The 19,068-nt window shown below is 43.1% G+C and carries 16 protein-coding genes, 1 tRNA gene and 3 pseudogenes; 17 read left to right on the top strand and 3 right to left on the bottom strand.

Going from position 1 to position 19,068, the window contains the following annotated elements; all coding sequences use genetic code 11:
* Positions 1 to 14: 14 nt before the first annotated feature.
* The 9 genes and pseudogenes from JCM14108_RS09395 to JCM14108_RS09355 all read left to right on the top strand — a co-directional run bounded on the left by JCM14108_RS09395 (position 15) and on the right by JCM14108_RS09355 (position 7,291).
* Positions 15 to 2,182 (top strand): annotated as a pseudogene (locus tag JCM14108_RS09395) (Tex family protein).
* A gap of 24 nt (positions 2,183 to 2,206) precedes the next feature.
* Positions 2,207 to 2,674, top strand: coding sequence for a SprT family protein (locus JCM14108_RS09390; RefSeq protein ID WP_035180436.1), 468 nt, complete (start codon positions 2,207 to 2,209; stop codon positions 2,672 to 2,674).
* A 65-nt stretch (positions 2,675 to 2,739) separates the two neighbouring features.
* Positions 2,740 to 3,618, top strand: a complete 879-nt coding sequence (gene thrB, locus JCM14108_RS09385; RefSeq protein ID WP_035180434.1) for a homoserine kinase — start codon at positions 2,740 to 2,742, stop codon at positions 3,616 to 3,618.
* A 102-nt stretch (positions 3,619 to 3,720) separates the two neighbouring features.
* A tRNA-Leu gene (locus tag JCM14108_RS09380) sits at positions 3,721 to 3,806 on the top strand.
* A 181-nt stretch (positions 3,807 to 3,987) separates the two neighbouring features.
* The gene (locus JCM14108_RS09375; RefSeq protein ID WP_035180433.1) at positions 3,988 to 4,623 is read left to right on the top strand and encodes an HAD family hydrolase; all 636 of its coding nucleotides are present in this window, start codon (positions 3,988 to 3,990) and stop codon (positions 4,621 to 4,623) included.
* A 70-nt stretch (positions 4,624 to 4,693) separates the two neighbouring features.
* A complete protein-coding gene (locus tag JCM14108_RS09370) occupies positions 4,694 to 5,110 on the top strand; it encodes a PTS sugar transporter subunit IIA (RefSeq protein WP_035180468.1) in 417 nt (138 codons plus the stop codon).
* A complete protein-coding gene (locus tag JCM14108_RS09365; RefSeq protein WP_035180432.1) occupies positions 5,107 to 5,619 on the top strand; it encodes a PTS sugar transporter subunit IIB in 513 nt (170 codons plus the stop codon). Before JCM14108_RS09370 ends, JCM14108_RS09365 begins: the two co-directional genes overlap by 4 nt.
* Before the next feature lie 11 nt (positions 5,620 to 5,630).
* The gene (locus JCM14108_RS09360; RefSeq protein WP_035180430.1) at positions 5,631 to 6,431 is read left to right on the top strand and encodes a PTS sugar transporter subunit IIC; all 801 of its coding nucleotides are present in this window, start codon (positions 5,631 to 5,633) and stop codon (positions 6,429 to 6,431) included.
* 17 nt (positions 6,432 to 6,448) lie between these two features.
* The gene (locus tag JCM14108_RS09355; protein WP_035180429.1) at positions 6,449 to 7,291 is read left to right on the top strand and encodes a PTS system mannose/fructose/sorbose family transporter subunit IID; all 843 of its coding nucleotides are present in this window, start codon (positions 6,449 to 6,451) and stop codon (positions 7,289 to 7,291) included.
* Positions 7,292 to 7,359: 68 nt separating this feature from the next.
* On the opposite strand, the gene JCM14108_RS09350 is transcribed toward JCM14108_RS09355, so the two are convergent.
* A complete protein-coding gene (locus JCM14108_RS09350) occupies positions 7,360 to 8,466 on the bottom strand; it encodes an LCP family glycopolymer transferase (protein WP_035180427.1) in 1,107 nt (368 codons plus the stop codon).
* Between the two features lie 286 nt (positions 8,467 to 8,752).
* On the opposite strand from JCM14108_RS09350, the gene JCM14108_RS09345 reads away from it, so the two are divergent.
* The 3 genes and pseudogenes from JCM14108_RS09345 (at position 8,753) to JCM14108_RS09335 (ending at position 11,548) form a co-directional block, all read left to right on the top strand.
* A complete protein-coding gene (locus JCM14108_RS09345) occupies positions 8,753 to 9,697 on the top strand; it encodes an AEC family transporter (protein ID WP_035180425.1) in 945 nt (314 codons plus the stop codon).
* A 15-nt stretch (positions 9,698 to 9,712) separates the two neighbouring features.
* A pseudogene (locus tag JCM14108_RS09340) lies at positions 9,713 to 10,746 on the top strand (DMT family transporter).
* Positions 10,747 to 10,879: 133 nt separating this feature from the next.
* Positions 10,880 to 11,548, top strand: a complete 669-nt coding sequence (locus JCM14108_RS09335) for a 2,3-bisphosphoglycerate-dependent phosphoglycerate mutase (RefSeq protein WP_081759892.1) — start codon at positions 10,880 to 10,882, stop codon at positions 11,546 to 11,548.
* 158 nt (positions 11,549 to 11,706) lie between these two features.
* On the opposite strand, the gene JCM14108_RS09330 is transcribed toward JCM14108_RS09335, so the two are convergent.
* Together JCM14108_RS09330 and rpiA are read right to left on the bottom strand one after the other, a co-directional pair.
* Positions 11,707 to 13,041 (bottom strand): C1 family peptidase, encoded by a 1,335-nt coding sequence (locus tag JCM14108_RS09330; protein ID WP_035180467.1) that lies wholly within the window; start codon positions 13,039 to 13,041, stop codon positions 11,707 to 11,709.
* A gap of 226 nt (positions 13,042 to 13,267) precedes the next feature.
* Positions 13,268 to 13,951 (bottom strand): ribose-5-phosphate isomerase RpiA, encoded by a 684-nt coding sequence (gene rpiA, locus JCM14108_RS09325; protein WP_035180422.1) that lies wholly within the window; start codon positions 13,949 to 13,951, stop codon positions 13,268 to 13,270.
* Between the two features lie 151 nt (positions 13,952 to 14,102).
* Here rpiA and JCM14108_RS09320 point away from each other — a divergent pair, with 151 nt between their 5' ends.
* The 5 genes and pseudogenes from JCM14108_RS09320 (at position 14,103) to gltX (ending at position 19,038) form a co-directional block, all read left to right on the top strand.
* Positions 14,103 to 14,642 (top strand): dCTP deaminase/dUTPase family protein, encoded by a 540-nt coding sequence (locus tag JCM14108_RS09320; protein WP_035180465.1) that lies wholly within the window; start codon positions 14,103 to 14,105, stop codon positions 14,640 to 14,642.
* Positions 14,643 to 14,768: 126 nt separating this feature from the next.
* Positions 14,769 to 15,965 carry a DNA repair protein RadA gene (gene radA / locus JCM14108_RS09315; protein ID WP_439645803.1) on the top strand — a complete coding sequence of 399 codons (1,197 nt, stop codon included), beginning with the start codon at positions 14,769 to 14,771 and terminating at the stop codon, positions 15,963 to 15,965.
* A complete protein-coding gene (locus JCM14108_RS16235; protein WP_439645802.1) occupies positions 15,962 to 16,111 on the top strand; it encodes a hypothetical protein in 150 nt (49 codons plus the stop codon). Before radA ends, JCM14108_RS16235 begins: the two co-directional genes overlap by 4 nt.
* Positions 16,112 to 16,163: 52 nt before the next feature.
* Positions 16,164 to 17,357 (top strand): PIN/TRAM domain-containing protein, encoded by a 1,194-nt coding sequence (locus JCM14108_RS09310; RefSeq protein ID WP_035180419.1) that lies wholly within the window; start codon positions 16,164 to 16,166, stop codon positions 17,355 to 17,357.
* A 191-nt stretch (positions 17,358 to 17,548) separates the two neighbouring features.
* A pseudogene (gene gltX, locus JCM14108_RS09305) lies at positions 17,549 to 19,038 on the top strand (glutamate--tRNA ligase).
* Positions 19,039 to 19,068: the final 30 nt, after the last annotated feature.

Raw genomic sequence — 19,068 nt, 5'->3', positions numbered from 1 at the left:
AGGTGGATTATTTCATGGAGACAACGCTTGCTGAAAAAATACAGCACGATTTACCGAAAATTCGGGTTAAGCAAATTGCTGAAACGTTAAAATTGCTTGATGAGGGGGACACGGTCCCTTTCATTGCCAGGTATCGAAAAGAACGGACATCGAATCTGGATGAAGTTGAAATCAGGGATATCCAGGCTGCTGCGCATCGGATTCAAACGTTGGAAAAGCGAAAAGATGAAGTCCTTAAGATGATTGCCGAACAGCATGCGTTGACACCTAAACTTAAGGGGCAGATTGAAGCCGCAAATGTGCTGCAGCAGGTTGAGGACCTTTACTTACCGTACAAACAAAAAAGAAGGACCAAGCAACCATCGCCAAGGAGAAGGGCTTGCTTCCCCTGGCCAAAGCTGCCATTAAGTTTGACCCACAATTAGAAGAAAAGATTCAGCAATCGGTGGATCCACAAAAGGAACTTACCGATCGGCAAGCGGTTATTGACGGCATTCATGAAATTATCGCCGAAGAGGTTGGCGACAGTGCCGACTTCCGTAAGTGGATTCGGCAGCATACCAATCGTTATGGCGTCTTAACGACCAAAGTGAAGCGGGGCGCCAAGCAAAAAGACGAAGCCGCGACTTACCAGCAATATTATGATTTTTCCCAGTCGGTCAGAGAAGTGCCGTCATATCGAATATTGGCAGTTAACCGGGGTGAAAAGGAAGGAATTTTAAACGTTAAAATTACGGTGAATGAAGCGCCGATAGACTGGTATCTGACATCCAACATGGTTGGTAAACATACCGGTTTGGCGGCCGACATTGTTCGAACGGCGGCTTTGGACGGTTACCAGCGATTTATCGGTCCCGCAATTGAGCGTGAGATCCGAAAGACACTCAGTGAGAAAGCGGCTGTCCACGCTATCGATGTTTTTGGCAAAAATCTATATAACCTGTTGATGCAGGCACCGTTGAAGGGGCGGATTGTAATGGGATTTGATCCGGCTTATCGGACGGGCTGTAAATTAGCGGTTGTAGATGCCAATGGTAAATATCTGGATAAAACGGTTATCTATCCGCATAAACCGGCCAGCGAAGCCAAACGAAAAGCTGCCGAAGGGTTATTTATTGATTTTATTAATAAAAATCACGTTGAAATGATCGCAATCGGTAACGGGACTGCCAGTCGGGAATCAGAACAATTTGTTGCCAAAGCTATCAAAAAATTGCAGTCGCCGGTTTATTACGTAATTGTGAATGAGGCCGGCGCGTCGGTTTATTCAGCAAGTAAAGTTGCCCGCGAAGAATTTCCCGATTTCAGCGTTGAGCAACGCTCGGCTGTCAGTATTGCCCGTCGGATCCAAGATCCTTTGGCAGAACTGGTTAAAATTGATCCGCAGTCAATCGGCGTAGGGCAGTACCAACATGACGTTCCACAAAAGCAGTTGGCTGAAAAATTGGATCAGGTTGTTGAAACCGCGGTTAATCGGGTTGGTGTAAATCTAAATACGGCCAGTCCCGAATTGCTGGTGCATATTTCAGGCTTAACTAAATCAACGGCTGATAACATTGTTAAGTTTCGAAATGAAGCCGGTCAATTTATTGATCGCAATGAATTAAAGAAGGTGCCCCGGTTGGGACCTAAGGCGTTTGAACAGGCTGTCGGTTTTCTGCGGATTATTAACGGGGATAATCCATTGGATAACACGGATATCCATCCGGAAAGTTATCCGGCGGCAACGGCCCTGCTTACCCGTTATCAGTTGTCAACAGCCGATTTGGGAAAACCGGTTGTCACTAAAAAATTAGTCGGGCTGGATGTTTCGGCAGCAGCCAAAACAATTGGCGTGGGAGCAGCAACGCTGGCGGACATTATTAAAGGCGTTGAGACACCCGGCCGTGACTTGCGGGATGATATGCCGGCACCGCTGCTGAAAAAAGAAGTGCTGACGATGGCGGATCTTAAACCGGGGATGCAACTCCAGGGAACTGTTCGCAACGTTGTTGATTTTGGTGCTTTTGTGGACATTGGCGTCAAGCAGGATGGCCTGGTTCATATCTCCAAAATGCGTAAGAAGTTTGTGAGGGATCCTGGTAAGCTGGTTTCAGTAGGCGATATTGTTACCGTTTGGATTGATTCGGTTGATGCTGATCGGCATCGAATTCAATTATCGATGATTGCGCCCAAAGATTAGCTGTCGTTTCGGAAAGGATTTATTGTGACGGATCAACAATTGCAGCAATTAGTAGAAAAAATCTCACTTCGATTTTTTGCCAAACCGTTTTTGCACCGGGCTTATTTTAACGGTCGTCTTAGAACCACTGGCGGCCGGTATCATCTTGAGACGCACAACATTGATATCAATCCTAAGATGGCTGATATGTCTTCTAAGACAGTTTTAGAGGGTGTTATTAAACATGAACTGTGTCACTATCATCTACATTTGGCAGGTTACTCAGGAAAACATAACACTAAGGAATTTAAGCAGCTTTTAAAAGCAGTTGGCGGTTTGCGGTATGCGCCGCGGGTTGCCGGGATTTCTCCTCAGGCACCGAAAGTAGCCAAATATGTATATGGCTGTACGCATTGTGGTTTAACATATCGGCGGCAGCGACGGATTAATATTCAAAAATATGTTTGCGGCCGCTGTCGTGGGAAGTTGAAATTGATTTCGGCAAATGGTTGAGCATAATGGTCGAATTTTATCGATAAATTGAATTGAGAGTTGAAGATATGTAAGGAGGTCGTATGATGGCTAAGATTATTGTTCGTGTACCGGCTACTTCAGCAAACGTCGGTTCAGGTATGGATTCAGTTGGAATTGCGTTTCATATGTACTATACGGTGATTGTCGAGGAACAGACGGATCAGTGGAAGGTTAATCATGCGTTGGGAAGTGATATTCCAACAGATGAGCGTAATTTAATTGTCCAAACAATTTTAAAGGTGGATCCGGATATTCACCCACATCAATTAACTGTGATCTCAGATGTGCCGATCGCGCATGGATTGGGATCGAGTACGACTGCGGTAGTGGCAGGAATTAAAATTGCCAACGCGCTCGGAAATCATAATTGGCCGATTGAAGAACAGTTGACATTGGGGGCTGATTTTGAAGGCCATCCCGAAAACGTATCGGCCGCTATTCTTGGCGGTATGGCGGTGTCGACGTTTGATGGTCGGAACGTTCTGGCGACTAAATTGACGTTGCCCGATATTCATGCATTGGTATATATCCGCCCGGATGGGTTGAGTGAAGTTGAAAGCCGAAAAAAATTACCCAAGACAATTGATTATCCAACTGCCGTTAGGGCCAGCAGCCGGGAAAATGTTTTTATTGCTTTGGTGGCTCAGGGACAGTTTGATAAAGCTGTTTCCCTGGTCGAAAACGATCAATTTCATGAGCCCTATCGTAAAGATTTGGTTCCGGAAATGTCGATTATCAGAGAAACGGCCCATACACTTGACATTCACGGCACTTATTTATCAGGCGCCGGACCAACCGTGGTCACGCTTGGCGATAAATCAACGTTGACTCAATTGAGAATTGAATTGCAGGAGAAAAATTTAAATGGCAGTTTAAGATTATTGGCGGTTGACGAGCAGGGGGCAACGGTTCGCGGTGAATAAGATTTTATGAGCAATAAACGGATAAAATATGAGAAATTCGGACTCTTTTAAAAAAAGAGATTGTCAACGTCTGGGATTTTTGTTATAATTTTATTCGTTGATGCGGCCATGGCGGAATTGGCAGACGCGCAAGATTAAGGATCTTGTCGGGAATTATCCCGGTGGAAGTTCGAATCTTCTTGGCCGCATATCTAAGTTCGGGTCATTACTTTTCAGTAGTGAGTCGAACTTTTTTCATGTGAAGCTTGTGAGGAAAAGCTCAAAGTTGAATTGTCATTTAATTTGTTGTTTTGATTGCCGATTCGACTGGTTCGAGTTATGTTGGAAGAGAGAAAAGAGAATTGAATTTAAGGGAGAGTTGGCGGACAAATGAATTATTATATTTTTGACGTTGATGGCACGTTGATTGATACAGAGAAGATGTACATGCTACCATTGCTAAAAACACTACGGTCCAATGGTTACGATGTAACTTATCAGGATGTTGAGAAGGTGTTTGGCATTACGGCCAGCGATGCCTTAAAGATATTAGGGGTCCAAGAAGTAACGGCCGTTCAAAAGCAGTGGTTTGGCCAAATTAAAAACTATCTGAATGAGGCGCGGGTCTATGATGGGATTATCGAGACCTTGGCAAAACTACACGCGGATCCAAACAATCGATTGGCAATTGCGACGTCAAAAATTGAGAGTGAGTTTCATCGGGACGTGACTAGGTTTGGGTTGGATGATTATTTTGACACGTTTGTTTTTTCAAACGAAATTAAGCACGGAAAACCTGCACCGGATCTGATTTTAAAAGGGGTGGAAAAATTATCAGCCGATCCGCAAACGACGATCTACATTGGCGATACGGTTTATGACTTACAAGCGGCCCACGCGGCTCACGTTGCCTTTGGCTTGGCTGGATGGCGGACTGCCAAAACAGGTGCGCTTGCTGACAGCGATTATAACTTTAAACGGCCGACTGATATTTTGTCGGTCAATTTGTCGACGGATTTTAAGTAGAATTAAATGGGTTCCTAATCTCAGCAGTAATTGTGCAGCTTGATAAAAAATAATGGGGATGGTGATGAACGTGGTTTCGATTATTATTGCGGGTCATGGGCAATTAGCAGGTGCTTTGATGAACAGTGCCGAAATGATCGCTGGTAAACAAACCGGGGTAACGGCAGTCACATTGGCGCCTAATGACGGTATTGATACGCTTGATGCTAAATTCAAGGCGGCGCTTGATTCTTTTTCCGGTAAAGATGTGTTGATTTTAACGGATTTGTGGGGCGGTTCACCGTTTAATGCAGCAGCCAAGCTGGTTGCAGGGGACATTGGCCACCTTGCTTTGATAGCCGGTGTTAATTTACCATTGGTCTTGGAAGCTTACATGGTTAAAGATCAGCCATTGTCCAAAGTAGTTGACCATTTGAATGAAGTTGCTTTGACAACGATTAAACAGTTTAAAGTACCGACTACGGACAATGGGGAGGATCTGTTATGACAATGGAAATTCGTTTGGCTAGGATTGATAGTCGACTGCTGCATGGCCAAGTGGCTACTTTTTGGACCCGATTTGTTAAGCCTAACCGAATTATGGTTGTTTCGGATACAGCAGCAAAAGATGATTTGAGAAAAACACTAATTACGCAGGTGGCACCACCAGGTGTTCGGGCAAATGTTGTCTCGGTAAATAAAATGATTCGAGCTTATTTTGATAGTCGCTTTGACTCGTTTAAGACATTGTTATTGACTGAAAACGTTGGCGATATGCTGCGACTTGCCGAGGGTGGCATAGACTTCAGTCAAATCGGAATCAACGTTGGCAGTATTGCGTATGAAGATGAAATGACAATGATTACGGATGCGGTTGCGATGAACGACAGGATTGCCAAGCAGATCCAAACACTCGTCAATGACTTTCATCTGGAAGTAACGGCCCAAAAGATTCCGGCCGATAAGAAAATTGATTTGCTGAATTTAATTCAGAAGAAGGGCTTTAAAGTTAATTAGAAGGTAAAGTAATGGGAATAATTTCTGGTTTGGTGGTTTTGGCAGTTGCATTTATTGTTGGTATGGATGGTATTTTGGATGAATGGCAGCTTTTCCAGCCTTTAATTGCCTGTACGCTGGTTGGTTTGGCGACTGGCAATGTCGGCAGCGGTATTCTGCTGGGAGCAACGCTGCAGATGATTACAATCGGCTGGATGAACGTCGGGGCTGCAGTGGCGCCGGATATTGGACTGCCGGCTGTTGTGGCTGCACTATTGGTTTGCGGGCCTGCTGCAATCAGTATCAAAAACGGGATTGCGTTTGCAATTCCGTTTGCTGTAATTGGTCAGATCTTAAACGTTTTTGTGCGAAAACGGATCGTGAGATTCATTCATCAAGCGGATCGGGCTGCCAATGCGGGGAATCTGTCAAAGATGAATCGGGTACATCTTTTGAGTTTGTGCTTTCAAGGGCTGCGGGTTCTGATGCCGACGCTTTTGATTATGCTGATCAGTCCCCATTATCTTCATCACCTGGTCAATCAGGTTCCCGTTGTCGTAACCAACGGTATTGATGTTTCGATCGGCTTGTTGGCGGCGGTTGGATTTGCCATTATTATGAATATGACAATTGATAAGCATCTTTGGTGGTGGCTGCTGGGCGGCTTTTTGCTGGCAGTTGCCTCCGGGCTGAACATTTTTATTCTGACCATTATTGGCTTGGTCTTAACGATTATTTACATCTGGCTTTCAAGTCGGCATCCTGACTCTTCAAATGACAGTGGTGATGTGAACGAACAGGATGACTTTGACAAAGAATTGGATGACCTATAGAGGATGGATAACTAACAATGGGACAACACTTGACTGATAATCATCAAAAAAATTTAAACCAGCACCCGCAACTCCAGCCGGGAGATTTTATCAGCATCTTTTGGCGTTCGGGATTCGAACAGGCATCGTGGAATTATGAGCGAATGCAGAATTTAGGTTTCGCATTTATTTTGTCACCGGCGATTAAGCGGCTTTATCCGAATAAAGCGGACCGAATTTCGGCAATGAAACGTCATTTATTATTTTTTAACACATCACCAATTATGCAGTCGCTTGTTACCGGGGTGGTTTTAAACTTAGAGGAGCAAAAGGCTGCCGGTAAGCCGATCAGTACCAGTGAGATTACGTCCGTTAAAACAGCTATGATGGGGCCACTGGGCGGTATTGGGGATCCAGTTTGGAACGGCACCATTCGACCGGTTTTATCGGCACTGGCGGCCAGTCTCGTTTTAAGCGGTTATGGTATCTGGGGGCCAATCTTGTTTTTTGTGGCTTGGAACGGTCTTCGACTGAGCTTTCGTTATCAGGCTCAGAAACTCGGCTACGCGCGGGGAACGGATATTATTAACCTGTTTAGTTCGGGCGTCCTAAAAGTCATTACAAAAGCTTCTGCGGCCTTTGGCATGTTCATGGTTGGCGTTTTTATTGCAAAGTGGGTCCGCGTTGACTTTGATTTAGGCCGAATCCATATATTTCAACATATGGCATGGTTAAACGCTTATGTTTCTGCTTTGGCAGCGCTGCTGTTAACCATGATGTGTCTTTGGCTGATTCGACTTCGGGTAACGCCGATCTGGATAATTTTACTCCTTTTTGTTTTAGGACTTATCGGTTATGCCGGTGGTGTAATTGTTGTTTGATAATTAAAGAGCGCTAATCGGAGAAATGATCTGGCAAGATACTTTTCCGATTAGCGCTCTTTTTTGTTTTAATAGCCGGTAGTGGTTTGGCCGGTTGTACTGGAGTACCCACCAGTTGAATAGTTGGTGTTTGAATCAGTTTGGGTTTGTTGGGTCTTCAGTTTGGTAGATTCTGACAGATTGAGTGATTTTCGAATGTCGTTCGAGACCCGAAGCAGTTCCTTGTTAGGAACAACTTGATATGACAGGCCATCGATCATTGCATTTTCACCCTGTAAAGTTTGGGATTTAATATGATGCGTTGCATCGCCATACTTGGCTCGAACCGCAATCATGTCATCAAAGGTCATGTCGGTCTTTAAATTTCCCTTGAGAGAAGACAGAATTGCTTTGTACCTGGTTAACGAGGCAATCCCCAAGCCCTTCATTACTAAATGTTTGATAATCTGGCGCTGCCTTGCCTGGCGTCCATAATCACCGAGGGGATCTTCATCGCGCATTCTTGAGTAATCTAGTGCCTGTCGACCGTTTAAATGAATTTTCTGGTTCTTGACGACGTGCGCGTAGCCGTAGTTAAATGTCAGCGGCGGTTTAACGTCAACACCACCAACCGCGTTGACCATCTTTTCCAAGCCACCCATATTTACAATTGCATAAAAATCAATTGGAATATCCAAAAGATTCTGGACAGTTTTAACGGCTGTTCCGGCACCGCCGATTGTATAGGCAGCGTTAATCTTTTCATATGGTTGGGTATCGCCGGGAACCACAACTTTGGTATCCCTGGCGATACTGGTTAAGTGGATGGTCTTTTTCTTTGGATTAACCGTCGCAACAATCAAAGTATCGGTTCGACCGGTATCGTGACGCCCAAGAGCACCAGTATCGGTTCCCAATAACAGAATGGAAAGCGGTTTTCCCTGTTTGATGACAGATGAAACGTTTCGCTCTTTCTGAATGTGGGTAGAATCATAGGTTTGCTTAAAGGTCTTTTTGGCACTTTTGTAGGCACCATAGCCCCATAGCAGCCCGCCGCCAATAATCAGCAGCAAAACGGCAAAAATGCTCCAACCGACAATTCGTCGTTTACGCATGTTCTTTTTCTTATAATGGGGCTTTTTATCGGCCCTACGTGAATATACGGGATCAAAATCCCGCTTCTTATCTGATGGCATATTGACTCCTCATTTACAAAAAATTCTTACAAAAGTATATTGCACTTTACAGGATGATTGCACAAATCCGCCGTTATTTAAACTTAATTTAACATTTCTCAACTGTGGGATAAGCCAAAAGTAACTTTATCCCAACTTTACCCGAACAGCTTGCTAATTAATCTCTTTAATCATAACGCAAAACCACGCATTTTTCTTTCAACTAAAATTATAGAAGTATGTGGATTCTAATTGTGCTATAATGATATTTTGTTTATAGTTTTGAGAATTGAGGTGAGGAATTGATATGGCAACGTTTTATTCAGCAGTTTCTGGGGTATTGATTATTTTAATTATGATTGCGCTTGGCTTTCTGTTGGCCAGAAATGACTGGTTTGACAGTAAGATGACCAGCATGATTGCCAGGCTTGTTACCCAGATTGCACTGCCGGCCTATATGGTATCAACAATAATGGAAAAGTTCACGGCCAGAAAGCTTTTATCAACGCTTCCTGATGTTTTCTTTCCCTTTGTGTCAATGTTTATATTATACATAGTGTCGATTTTGATTGTAAAACTATTCAAAATCCCCAAGATGCACTCAGGTTTGTTCCAATCAATGTTTTCCAACTCTAACACGGTTTTTGTTGGGCTGCCAGTGAACATGGCCTTGTTTCACAATCAGAGTTTACCGTACGTATTGGTTTACTATATGGTGAATACGACTTTTTTCTGGACATTGGGTGTGTTTTTGATCCAAAAAGATGGGCTGGCGCACGCTTCTGTTAATTGGAAAAAAACGCTCAAAAAGGTTTTTTCGCCACCGCTTTTGGGGTTCATGGTGGGTGTTGCTCTGGTCTTAACGCATATTACGCTACCTGATTTTATTATGCAGGATCTAAACTACGTCGGTGGCTTAACAATCCCACTGTCGATGATTTTTATTGGCATTTCAATTAACAGTGTTGATTTAAGCAACCTTCATTTTGACCGTAGTAATTTTCTGATTCTTTTTGGCCGATTTTTATTGGCCCCGACGATTATGTCGTTGCTAGTAGTTCCAACTGGTATGCCAACATTAATGAAGCAGGTATTTATCATGCAGTCGGCAATGCCGATTATGACCAACGCACCGGTTGTCTCCCGACTGTACCATGCCGATTCAGAATATGCGTCCATTATGGTTGCCGAAACAACTTTGTTAAGTTTAATTGTCATTCCAATCTTAATGGTTTTGGTTCAGCGAATATAAAGAGGGTGTGGGAACTTGAAGAAGTCATTATTTTATGTGTTAATTTCAACGCTAATGTTTAGTTCTATGGAAATTGTGTTAAAGGCTGTCAGTGGTCAGTTCAATCCCATTCAATTGAATTTAATCCGCTTTTTTATTGGCGGCTTGGTACTGCTGCCGCTGGCAAATCATCATCTTAAGCGCGCCGGTTGCTGGTTTCGGACTGGCTGATTTTTGCGTTGACCGGTTTTTTGTGTATCGTTGTCAGTATGACACTTTATCAATTGGCAATTGTGTATGGAAAACCGGCAACGGTGGCGGTTTTATTCAGTTGTAATCCGGTTTTTGCACTTATTTTTGCTTTTTTAATTCTTCACGAAAGATTAAATCGGGTGTCATTAATTTCTTTGGTTATTTCAGTTATTGGGTTATTGGTCATTGTTAATCCGGCTAATTTGACGAATCCGATTGGCTTAACATTAAGTATCCTTTCGGCACTGACTTTTGGATTGTACAGCATTATTTCTTGTTGGGGTGCTATTTTGGCTGGCTTTAACGGTATTACAATGACTGCTTATACGTTTGTTGCCGGTTCGGCCGAATTACTCGGCTTGATTCTGTTAACCCGTGTACCGGCTGTTTCAAACGCGATGACCTCGATTAGCTGGTTAAAGCAGTTTGCCCGGACACCGATTTTGAGAAATGTTGATAGTGCCCATCTAGGTGTTTTGTTCTTTATCGGCGTTTGTGTAACCGGTGGTGGGTTTGCTTTTTATTTTCTGGCAATGGAACTTGACGGTGTCTCGATTGCTTCACTGGTATTCTTTATTAAGCCGGCACTGGCACCACTGCTTGCCATGATAACCATCCACGAAAAATTAACGTTACCGATGATAATCGGGATTGTGATTATTTTACTTGGATCAGTGGTTACCTTTATTGGCAATCGGGTTCAAGACAAGCAGTTTAAAGAGGCGGCCGGCCAAGTTAATGCGTCAGCGACAAATGAGGCGGTTTCTGATCAGGAGGCTGATGGCCATTCAGTAACCGAATCAACCGAAAAAATTTGATAAATTTTTCACTAATGGCTGGCGTTGTTTTTTTGATATGTGTTAGACTAACAGTGTTCTTAATTTCCATTACTTTTTCAAAAATTTTGAAAACTTTTACAAAGAGGATGAAATTGTGCCAACATTGGTAATCATGCGCCATGGCGAGAGTCAGGCAAATCGCGATAACATTTTTACAGGATGGTCTGATGTTCCGTTAACGGAAACGGGTGTTTCGCAAGCTCATCAGGCTGGCAGGATCATCTTTGAGTCGGGCCTTCAATTTAATGATGTTCATACGTCATTTTTAAAAAGGGCGATTATTACCACTCATATTGTTTTGGATGAAATCAACCAAAACTTTATTCCTGAGCATAAATCGTGGCGATTAAATGAACGTCATTATGGTGGACTTCGTGGAAAAAACAAGTTAGCTGTGAAGGAAAAAGTTGGTGCCAACCAATTAAAGATTTGGCGACGAAGCTTTTCGGTGGTGCCGCCATTGCTTAAAAAGCGCGACAAAGATGCCAGGTATGATCGATATGGGGTTAAGGTACCTCTTGGGGAGAGCCTGCAAATGGCACAACAACGATTGATTCCGTATTGGATTGATCAAGTTGCACCCCAGCTTTTGGATAATAAGAATCAATTGATTGTCGCCCACGGAAGTACCCTGAGGGCTTTAATCAAGTTTTTAGAAAATATTTCAGACGAAGAAATTCCAAATATTGAGGTTCCAAATGGGAAGCCAATCCGTTATGATTTTGATGATCGACTGAAGATCCTTAGTAAACAATTTATGACAAGCGATAACGATAGCTAAGGTTCGCCTGGTTTAAAATAGCAGGCGGGTTGTCTTTTAAATTCGTTAATAAAAATCTGTTGATGGTAGTCACTAGATTCTGACTATCAACAACAGATTTTTTTATCAACAAAATTTTGAAACAGTTTATCGTATTTTGATTTTATAAGAGGCGTGGTTTAAGCCAAAGCACCCATCGGATCCCAAGGGTTCAACACAATTGGTTCTTGAGCTTGAGCTTTAAGCTGGTCATCGGAAAGATAAGCTTTATTGATGACGAACTGATAGACAAATTGATCCATCCATTCATCACTCATGACAAAGTAACCTTTATTACCAACTTTTTCGCCCCAACTGTTTTCAACTTTCCACTTAGTTGGTTTGCCATCAACCAGATCAACACCGGTAATTACCATGGCGTGGGTCATGAGGCTTTCGCCATAATCAAGGCGTTCGGCTTTGGACATTGCTAGGTCAGCGTCGAAAAGTTCGTCCGGTACGTACAGGTTGGTATCCATGATTCCCTTTTGAGAGTTGGAACTTTGGCCAACGTCGCTGCCGAACCAAACGGATTCACCATGCTGCAGTTGTTTAATAGCTAATTTCTTCAATTCAGCCATTTCCAAATTCAGATGTTTAACCTGGCGACCATTGACAACGTTGCCCAACATCTCAATGGTGTAGGTTTTATTGAATGGTTTGTCGCTTGTCGGTGAGTTGATGAGCGACACATAATTTTCCAAATTAAGGTTAACGTATTTTTTAAAGAATGCTTGGGGTGTAATCCCTCTGTCGATATGATAATTTTGATCCTTGTCACGGTATTCAAAATCAAAGGTTGTCGTTGGTTCACCAAGCGTGTAAACCAGCATTCTGTAAATTTCGTTTAACATGGTTTCTTTTGTTTCGGCGATCTTATCAGCCGATGCGTTATCGGCGACCAACTCACGAAGGGCTGCTGCGTCGTGTCGAAGTTTTAGATTTAAGAATTTGTTGAGCTGAGCAGATTTTTCGCTGTTAAAGGTTTCAGGCATTGCATACTTTGGAACAATGCCGTATTTTTCAATCAAGGCACAAAGCATGTCCCATTGACCACCGTCTTGTTGGGGTGTTGCCATCAGCCAAGCTACTTTTCTGGAATCAAGTGGTTGGTCTGCGGTTTTTAAGACGTTTTCCAAAAAGTAGTTTGCCTTTTCAAATTTATCCCAAAAGTTTGTATAGTTTTGAGAAAGTTCAAAATCGTCACCAACTTTGAATGTATTCATCAAACGAATGCGCATGGTGTTTAAAGCGGCAAACATCCAGCAACGGCCACTGCGTTTTTGATCGGCAACTTTTCCGGTTGACAGGTCAATTGAAAAAACAGGGTGCATATTGCTTTCAGCCTTGAAATCCTCGCTGCTTGCTAAAATTCCCTGGTGGGAAACGGCCCGTTCAACAACTTTTGAATCCTTTCGGTTATCCAGATTTTGTTGAAACTTGTTGATTTGGTCTAATTTAATTTCTGATGTCAACAAAAATCACTCTCCTTCAATAGTTTATTATTTTACGCTCATTAACTAAAAAGGGCTAGTCGAGTAGTGCAATCCGGGTTGTCATTTTTGACGGTGGGGGCTTTATAAACAACACAAAAAAGCGCTAAAATCAGCAATTAATAGACTAATCCAAGTCGTCTGAGGGCTGTTTTCAGCGCTTAATTAAAAGTTAAGATACCGTGGCGGAAAGCTGTTACAGCTCCTTTTATCTTGCCTGTAATACTTTAGGGCCGTTTTCTTCGCCAACAATCACGGTATTAACAATATTTAAGAAAAGACCGTGTTCAACAATGCCGGTCATTTGATTCAATGTGAACGCCAATCCTTGAGGATCCTGAATTTGATGCAGATGAAGATCAATAATGTAGTTGTTGGAGTCAGTCAATACGTGGTGGCCGTCTTTCATTCGAAAAACCGGGTTGAAGCCGCGATTGGCCAATCGCTGAAACAGCTGGTGGCTGCCATAGGGAATGACTTCCAGCGGTAGTGGGAATGAGCCAAGCTGATCAACCATTTTGGTTTTGTCAACGATCCAGATGTTTTTAGTGGAATTAATTGCCACAATTTTTTCCCAAAGATGAGCGGCCCCGCCGCCCTTGATTCCTTGGAAATTCTTATCAATTTGATCGGCACCGTCAATTGTCAGATCAATATGATCGACTTCATCAAGATCTTTAACCGGGATTCCGAGGCGGGTTGCCTGTTCTTTGGTTCTTTGGGAAGTTGGGACACCGACAATTGATAATTGTTCGTCGGCAACCCGCTTTCCCAATGCGTCGACCATAAATTTAACCGTTGAGCCGGTTCCCAGGCCGACAATCATACCGTCCTTGATAAATTTAACAGCTTCTTGGCCGACCAGTTGTTTGAGTTCGTCTTGTTTTGTCATGATGAAATTCCTTTCGTTTTCATGCTTAAAGGTTTTACTAACTCATATTTTGAATTTTTTTTGTTAATTTGTCAATCGGTCGTTTTCAAAACGTAATTATAGTTTATACTTTAACAAGTAAATTTTGTAAGAAGGAGTCATTTATAAAATGATGAAACGTGGATTTGAAATTGTATCAAAGTATCGGGATCAGGAAGTTACCATTCCTTATCGGACAACCATGAGCGCTGCAGGATATGATTTTGAAAGCGCCGTTGATATGACCATCCCCTCGATCTGGAAATTAAATTTTTTACGGGTACTATGGGCAGTTAAACACGAAAAAAAAATTAACGATAAGCAGCTTGAACGCGCAAAAGCAGTATTGAAACCCTTTTTAATTCCAACGGGTATCAAGGCTTACATGCAGCCAAATGAAGTGCTGATTATTGCCAATCGATCCAGTAACCCCCTTAAACGTGGCTTGGCAGTGCCAAACGGAATTGGCGTAATTGATGCGGATTATTATAATAATCCGGGAAATGAGGGCGAAATTTTTATTCAGATGATTAATTTTGGTATTTCGGATATCCAAATTAAAAAGGGTGACCGAATCGCGCAGGGAATCTTTATGCCCTATCTTTTAGCAGATCAAGCAGATAAATCAAAGCAGGATCAGCGAAAAGGCGGATTTGGGTCCTCGGGTCGCTAAAGTATAAGAAGCCTTTAAAACCGGCACTTGTTTGGCAGCTGCCTTGGATTAAGTGATAAAATTAATAGATAATCTAGGAAAATGTCTTGTATAGTCCTAGTTTAAAAGATAAAGAGGAGAATTTGATTGGCGAAAGTAAAAACGCAATATGTATGTCAAAATTGTGGTTATATTTCGCCCCGTTATCTGGGCCGCTGTCCGAACTGCAACGAATGGAATACGCTGGTTGAAGAAACCATCGCGCCAAAATCCAATTCAGTCAGGGCGGCCGGCTTGAGAAGAACCGGGGTTGATAATAGCCAACCGGAGCCGCTCAGTCACGTTAAATTTCAAAGTGAACCCCGGTTTAAAACCGGCATGGCGGAGTTAAATCGAGTGCTTGGCGGTGGTGTGGTTCCCGGCTCGTTGATTTTAATCGGCGGTGATCCGGGAATCGGCAAATCAACGTTAATGCTTCAAGTCTCCGGTCAGTTAAGTAAATCAGGTAAGATTTTGTATGTGTCTGGGGAAGAAAGTGCCAGCCAGATTAAAATGCGGGCAGATCGTTTAGACGTTGACAGCGATCAGTTATATGTGTTCCCTGAAACGGATATGAACGTTATTAAAAGCACAATAAGTGAAATGAAACCCGACGCGGTTGTTATTGATTCGGTCCAGACAATGCAGATACCGGAGTTACAGTCGGCTACCGGTTCCGTTGCCCAAATTCGGGAAGTCACTGCCGATTTAATGAATATTGCCAAAGGACAGGGGATTACCGTTTTTGTAGTCGGTCACGTTACCAAGGGTGGTGCGATTGCCGGCCCCAAGATTTTGGAGCATATGGTGGATACGGTGCTTTACTTTGAAGGCGACCTGCACCACTCTTATCGAATCCTAAGGACGGTTAAAAATCGATTTGGTTCAACCAATGAGCTGGGTGTGTTTGAAATGATGACCGATGGCCTGCATGAGGTTACCAACCCTTCTGAAATTTTTCTTGAGGAGCGGCTGAAGGATGCTACCGGTTCGGCAATTGTTGTTTCAATGGAAGGGACCAGACCAATTCTGGTTGAAATCCAAGCGTTGGTGACGGCCTCTGTATTTGGCAATGCAACCAGAACGGCTACGGGACTGGATCGCAACCGGGTTTCGCTGATTATGGCTGTTTTGGAAAAACGAGCCGGGCTGTTACTACAAAATCAGGATGCCTATTTAAAAGCGGCCGGGGGTGTTAAACTTGACGAGCCGGCGATTGATTTGGCCATGGCAGTCAGCATTGCGTCTTCGTATAAAAACCGTGGCACCAGCCAACTGAATGTTATGTCGGTGAACTGGGATTGACCGGTGAAGTTCGCCGAGTTACCAGAATTGAGCAGCGGGTATCCGAAGCGCAGAAACTCGGGTTTAAGCGGGTGTTGGTTCCTGCCAATAACCTTCAGGGATGGACACCGCCCAAAGGAATTCAGGTAGTTGCGTCTCAACCTTAACACAAGCCCTCAAGCTGGCATTGGGTTAAACTAGATATGTAAAGAAGGTGAAATATTGAAAAGAAAAAGAATTGTTCAAATTGTTTTAACACTTGCCGGAGCGGCAATTGGTGCAAGCTATTTTCCGATTTTATGGCTGCTGCTTCAGGTAGCTTCCGGGACGCTTTTTAATAACGTCATCACGAATGCTGTTTTAGGGGCCATTATTTTTTATATTATTTCGCTGCTTACCGGAAACTACATCTTGAAGGTGATTGATCGAATGGAATCACGCTTGACCAGTCAAAGCCCGATATCATTGCTTTTTGGTACTTTGGGCTTGATTGTTGGACTGGTCTTGGCAGTTCTGATTTCAATTGTCTTTTTCAAAGCGGAAACCTTTTTCCTGAATACCATGATTCCAATTATTTTGATGCTGGTATTGGGCTATTTTGGTTTTCGACTGGGAAATACACAAAGCGATCGGTGGCGGAAGGTCTTTCAGTTTCGGCGGAAGTCGGAAGCTGCTAAAAATCCCGGCGAAAAGATTATTGATAAACCGGTTGATGATAATTATCATCACTATAAAATATTGGATACAAATATTTTGATTGACGGGCGAATATATGACGTCATTAAGACCGGCTTTATCGAAGGAACCCTGTTGATTCCAAAATTTGTATTGTACGAATTGCAGTACATTGCTGATTCCAGCGATAGTGTCAAACGGGTTCGCGGCCGTCGCGGGTTGGACATTTTAAATAAACTTCAAAAGGAAAAAATGATTCCCATTGAAATTTATGAAAAAGATTATGAGGACATTGATGAAGTTGACACAAAGTTGATCCAACTTGCCAAGGATGTTGATGGTGTGATTATTACGAATGATTACAACCTGAATAAGGTGATTCAATTCCAGCACGTTAAAGTGTTAAACATTAACGCTTTGGCCACTGCGTTACGCCAGAAGATTCTACCAGGTCAGCAGCTTAATGTCATGGTGGTTAAAAATGGTACGGAACGTCAACAAGGGGTTGCCTACCTGGATGACGGTACCATGGTGGTCGTTGAAGATGGTCGGTATTTCTTCAACCAGCATATTGATGTGGTTGTAACAAGTGCCATTCAAACAGATGCCGGCAAGATGATTTTTGCCCGCCCTGAGCACTCGACCAAAAACATTACCGATAAAGCTGACAGCAACGGCAATAACACCAAAAACACCAAACAGGAAAATAACAAGCGAGCGGCATCAAAGAAGAAGTAATTGTCAAAAAGGACGGCCGAGGCAATGTGAAGTGTCTTGAAGCCGTCCTTTGATGTCCTTCAATGAGCCGGGTTATCTTGATTAATCACGACTTTACTGCCAGCAGCTACTTTATTTTTTCGACACTTCATTGTAAACTTAAAATGCTGACAAAATTTTGAAATATACTTTAAGAAAGAGGCGCTGATACATTGGCAAACAATGCAATTCGAGTTCGCTATGCTCCGAGCCCAACCGGCCACTTGCATATCGGAAACGCACGAACAGCCATTTTTAACTATTTATTTGCCCGCCACAACAAGGGTAAGTTTATTATCCGAATCGAAGATACTGACACTAAAAGAAACGTTGCAGACGGTGAAAAGAGCCAGCTTGACAATCTTAAGTGGCTTGGCTTGGATTGGGATGAAGGACCTGATGTTGGCGGTGATTTTGGTCCATACCGTCAATCAGAACGAAACGATATTTATAAGCCGTTGCTACAACAGCTTTTGGATGAAGGCAAAGCCTACGAGTCATACCGGACCGAAGAGCAGCTGCAGGCTGATCGGGAGGCTCAAAAGGCCCGTGGTGAAATGCCCCATTATGAATATGAGTATGAAGCATGACCGAAGCCGAAAAGAAGCAGGCGATTGCCGACGCCAAAGCCAAGGGACTCCAGCCGGTGATTCGATTCCGGGTGCCAAAGGATCGCGAATACGCTTGGGATGATATTGTTAAGGGCAATGTTTCCTTTAATTCCGACACAATTGGCGGTGATTTTGTTATTGCCAAAAGGGACGGTACACCAACCTATAACTTCGCGGTGGTAGTTGATGATCACCTGATGAAGATCAGCCATGTCTTTCGGGGAGACGACCACGTTGCCAACACACCAAAACAGTTAATGATTTACGAAGCATTTGGTTGGACAGCGCCAAAGTTTGGGCATATGAGCTTGATTATCAGTGCGGATACCGGTAAAAAGCTCAGTAAGCGAGACGAATCGGTTCTGCAGTTTATTGAACAATATCGCAATCTGGGCTACCTGCCGGATGCAATGTTCAACTTTATTTTACTGCTTGGCTGGTCGCCGGTTGGTGAAGATGAAATTTTCACTAAAAAGCAGTTTATCAAAATGTATGACGAAAAGCGCTTAAGTAAGTCACCTGCCAAGTTTGATTCTAAAAAGCTTGAGTGGATTAATAACCAATACGTTAAAGAAGCTGATGACAGTACGGTTGTTGACTTGGCACTCCGTCAACTGATTAAGGGCGGTAATATCCCTGAAAATCCGGATACTAAAACGATTGAATGGGCTCGTCAGTTAATTAAACTTTATAAACGCGAAATGAGTTACATGGCGCAAATCAACGAGATGGCCTCGGTCTTCTTCCAGGAACCTGAAGAAGTCAGTGGTGATGCCTTAGCTGAAATCTCAAATGAGACTGCTCCGGTTGTTTTGAAGGAATTCCTGAAACGGGCACAGCAATTGAATCCGTTTGACGCTGCTGAAGTTCTGCATACTATCAAAGCAATTCAAAAGGATACCGGTATCAAGGGTCGCAAACTTTGGATGCCAATTCGAATTGCCGTGACGCATGAAATGCATGGACCGGAATTACCGGAATCCGTTGAATTAGTTGGCCGTGAAAAAGCAATTCAACACGTTAAACAAACGCTGAATCAGATTAATAAATAATAATTTATAAAAAATATTTTTAAATTAATT

Source organism: Lentilactobacillus farraginis DSM 18382 = JCM 14108 (genome assembly GCF_000583655.1).
Lineage (GTDB): Bacteria > Bacillota > Bacilli > Lactobacillales > Lactobacillaceae > Lentilactobacillus > Lentilactobacillus farraginis.
The sequence above is the reverse complement of the archived record's forward strand: the minus strand, read 5'-3'. Positions and strand labels throughout refer to the sequence as shown.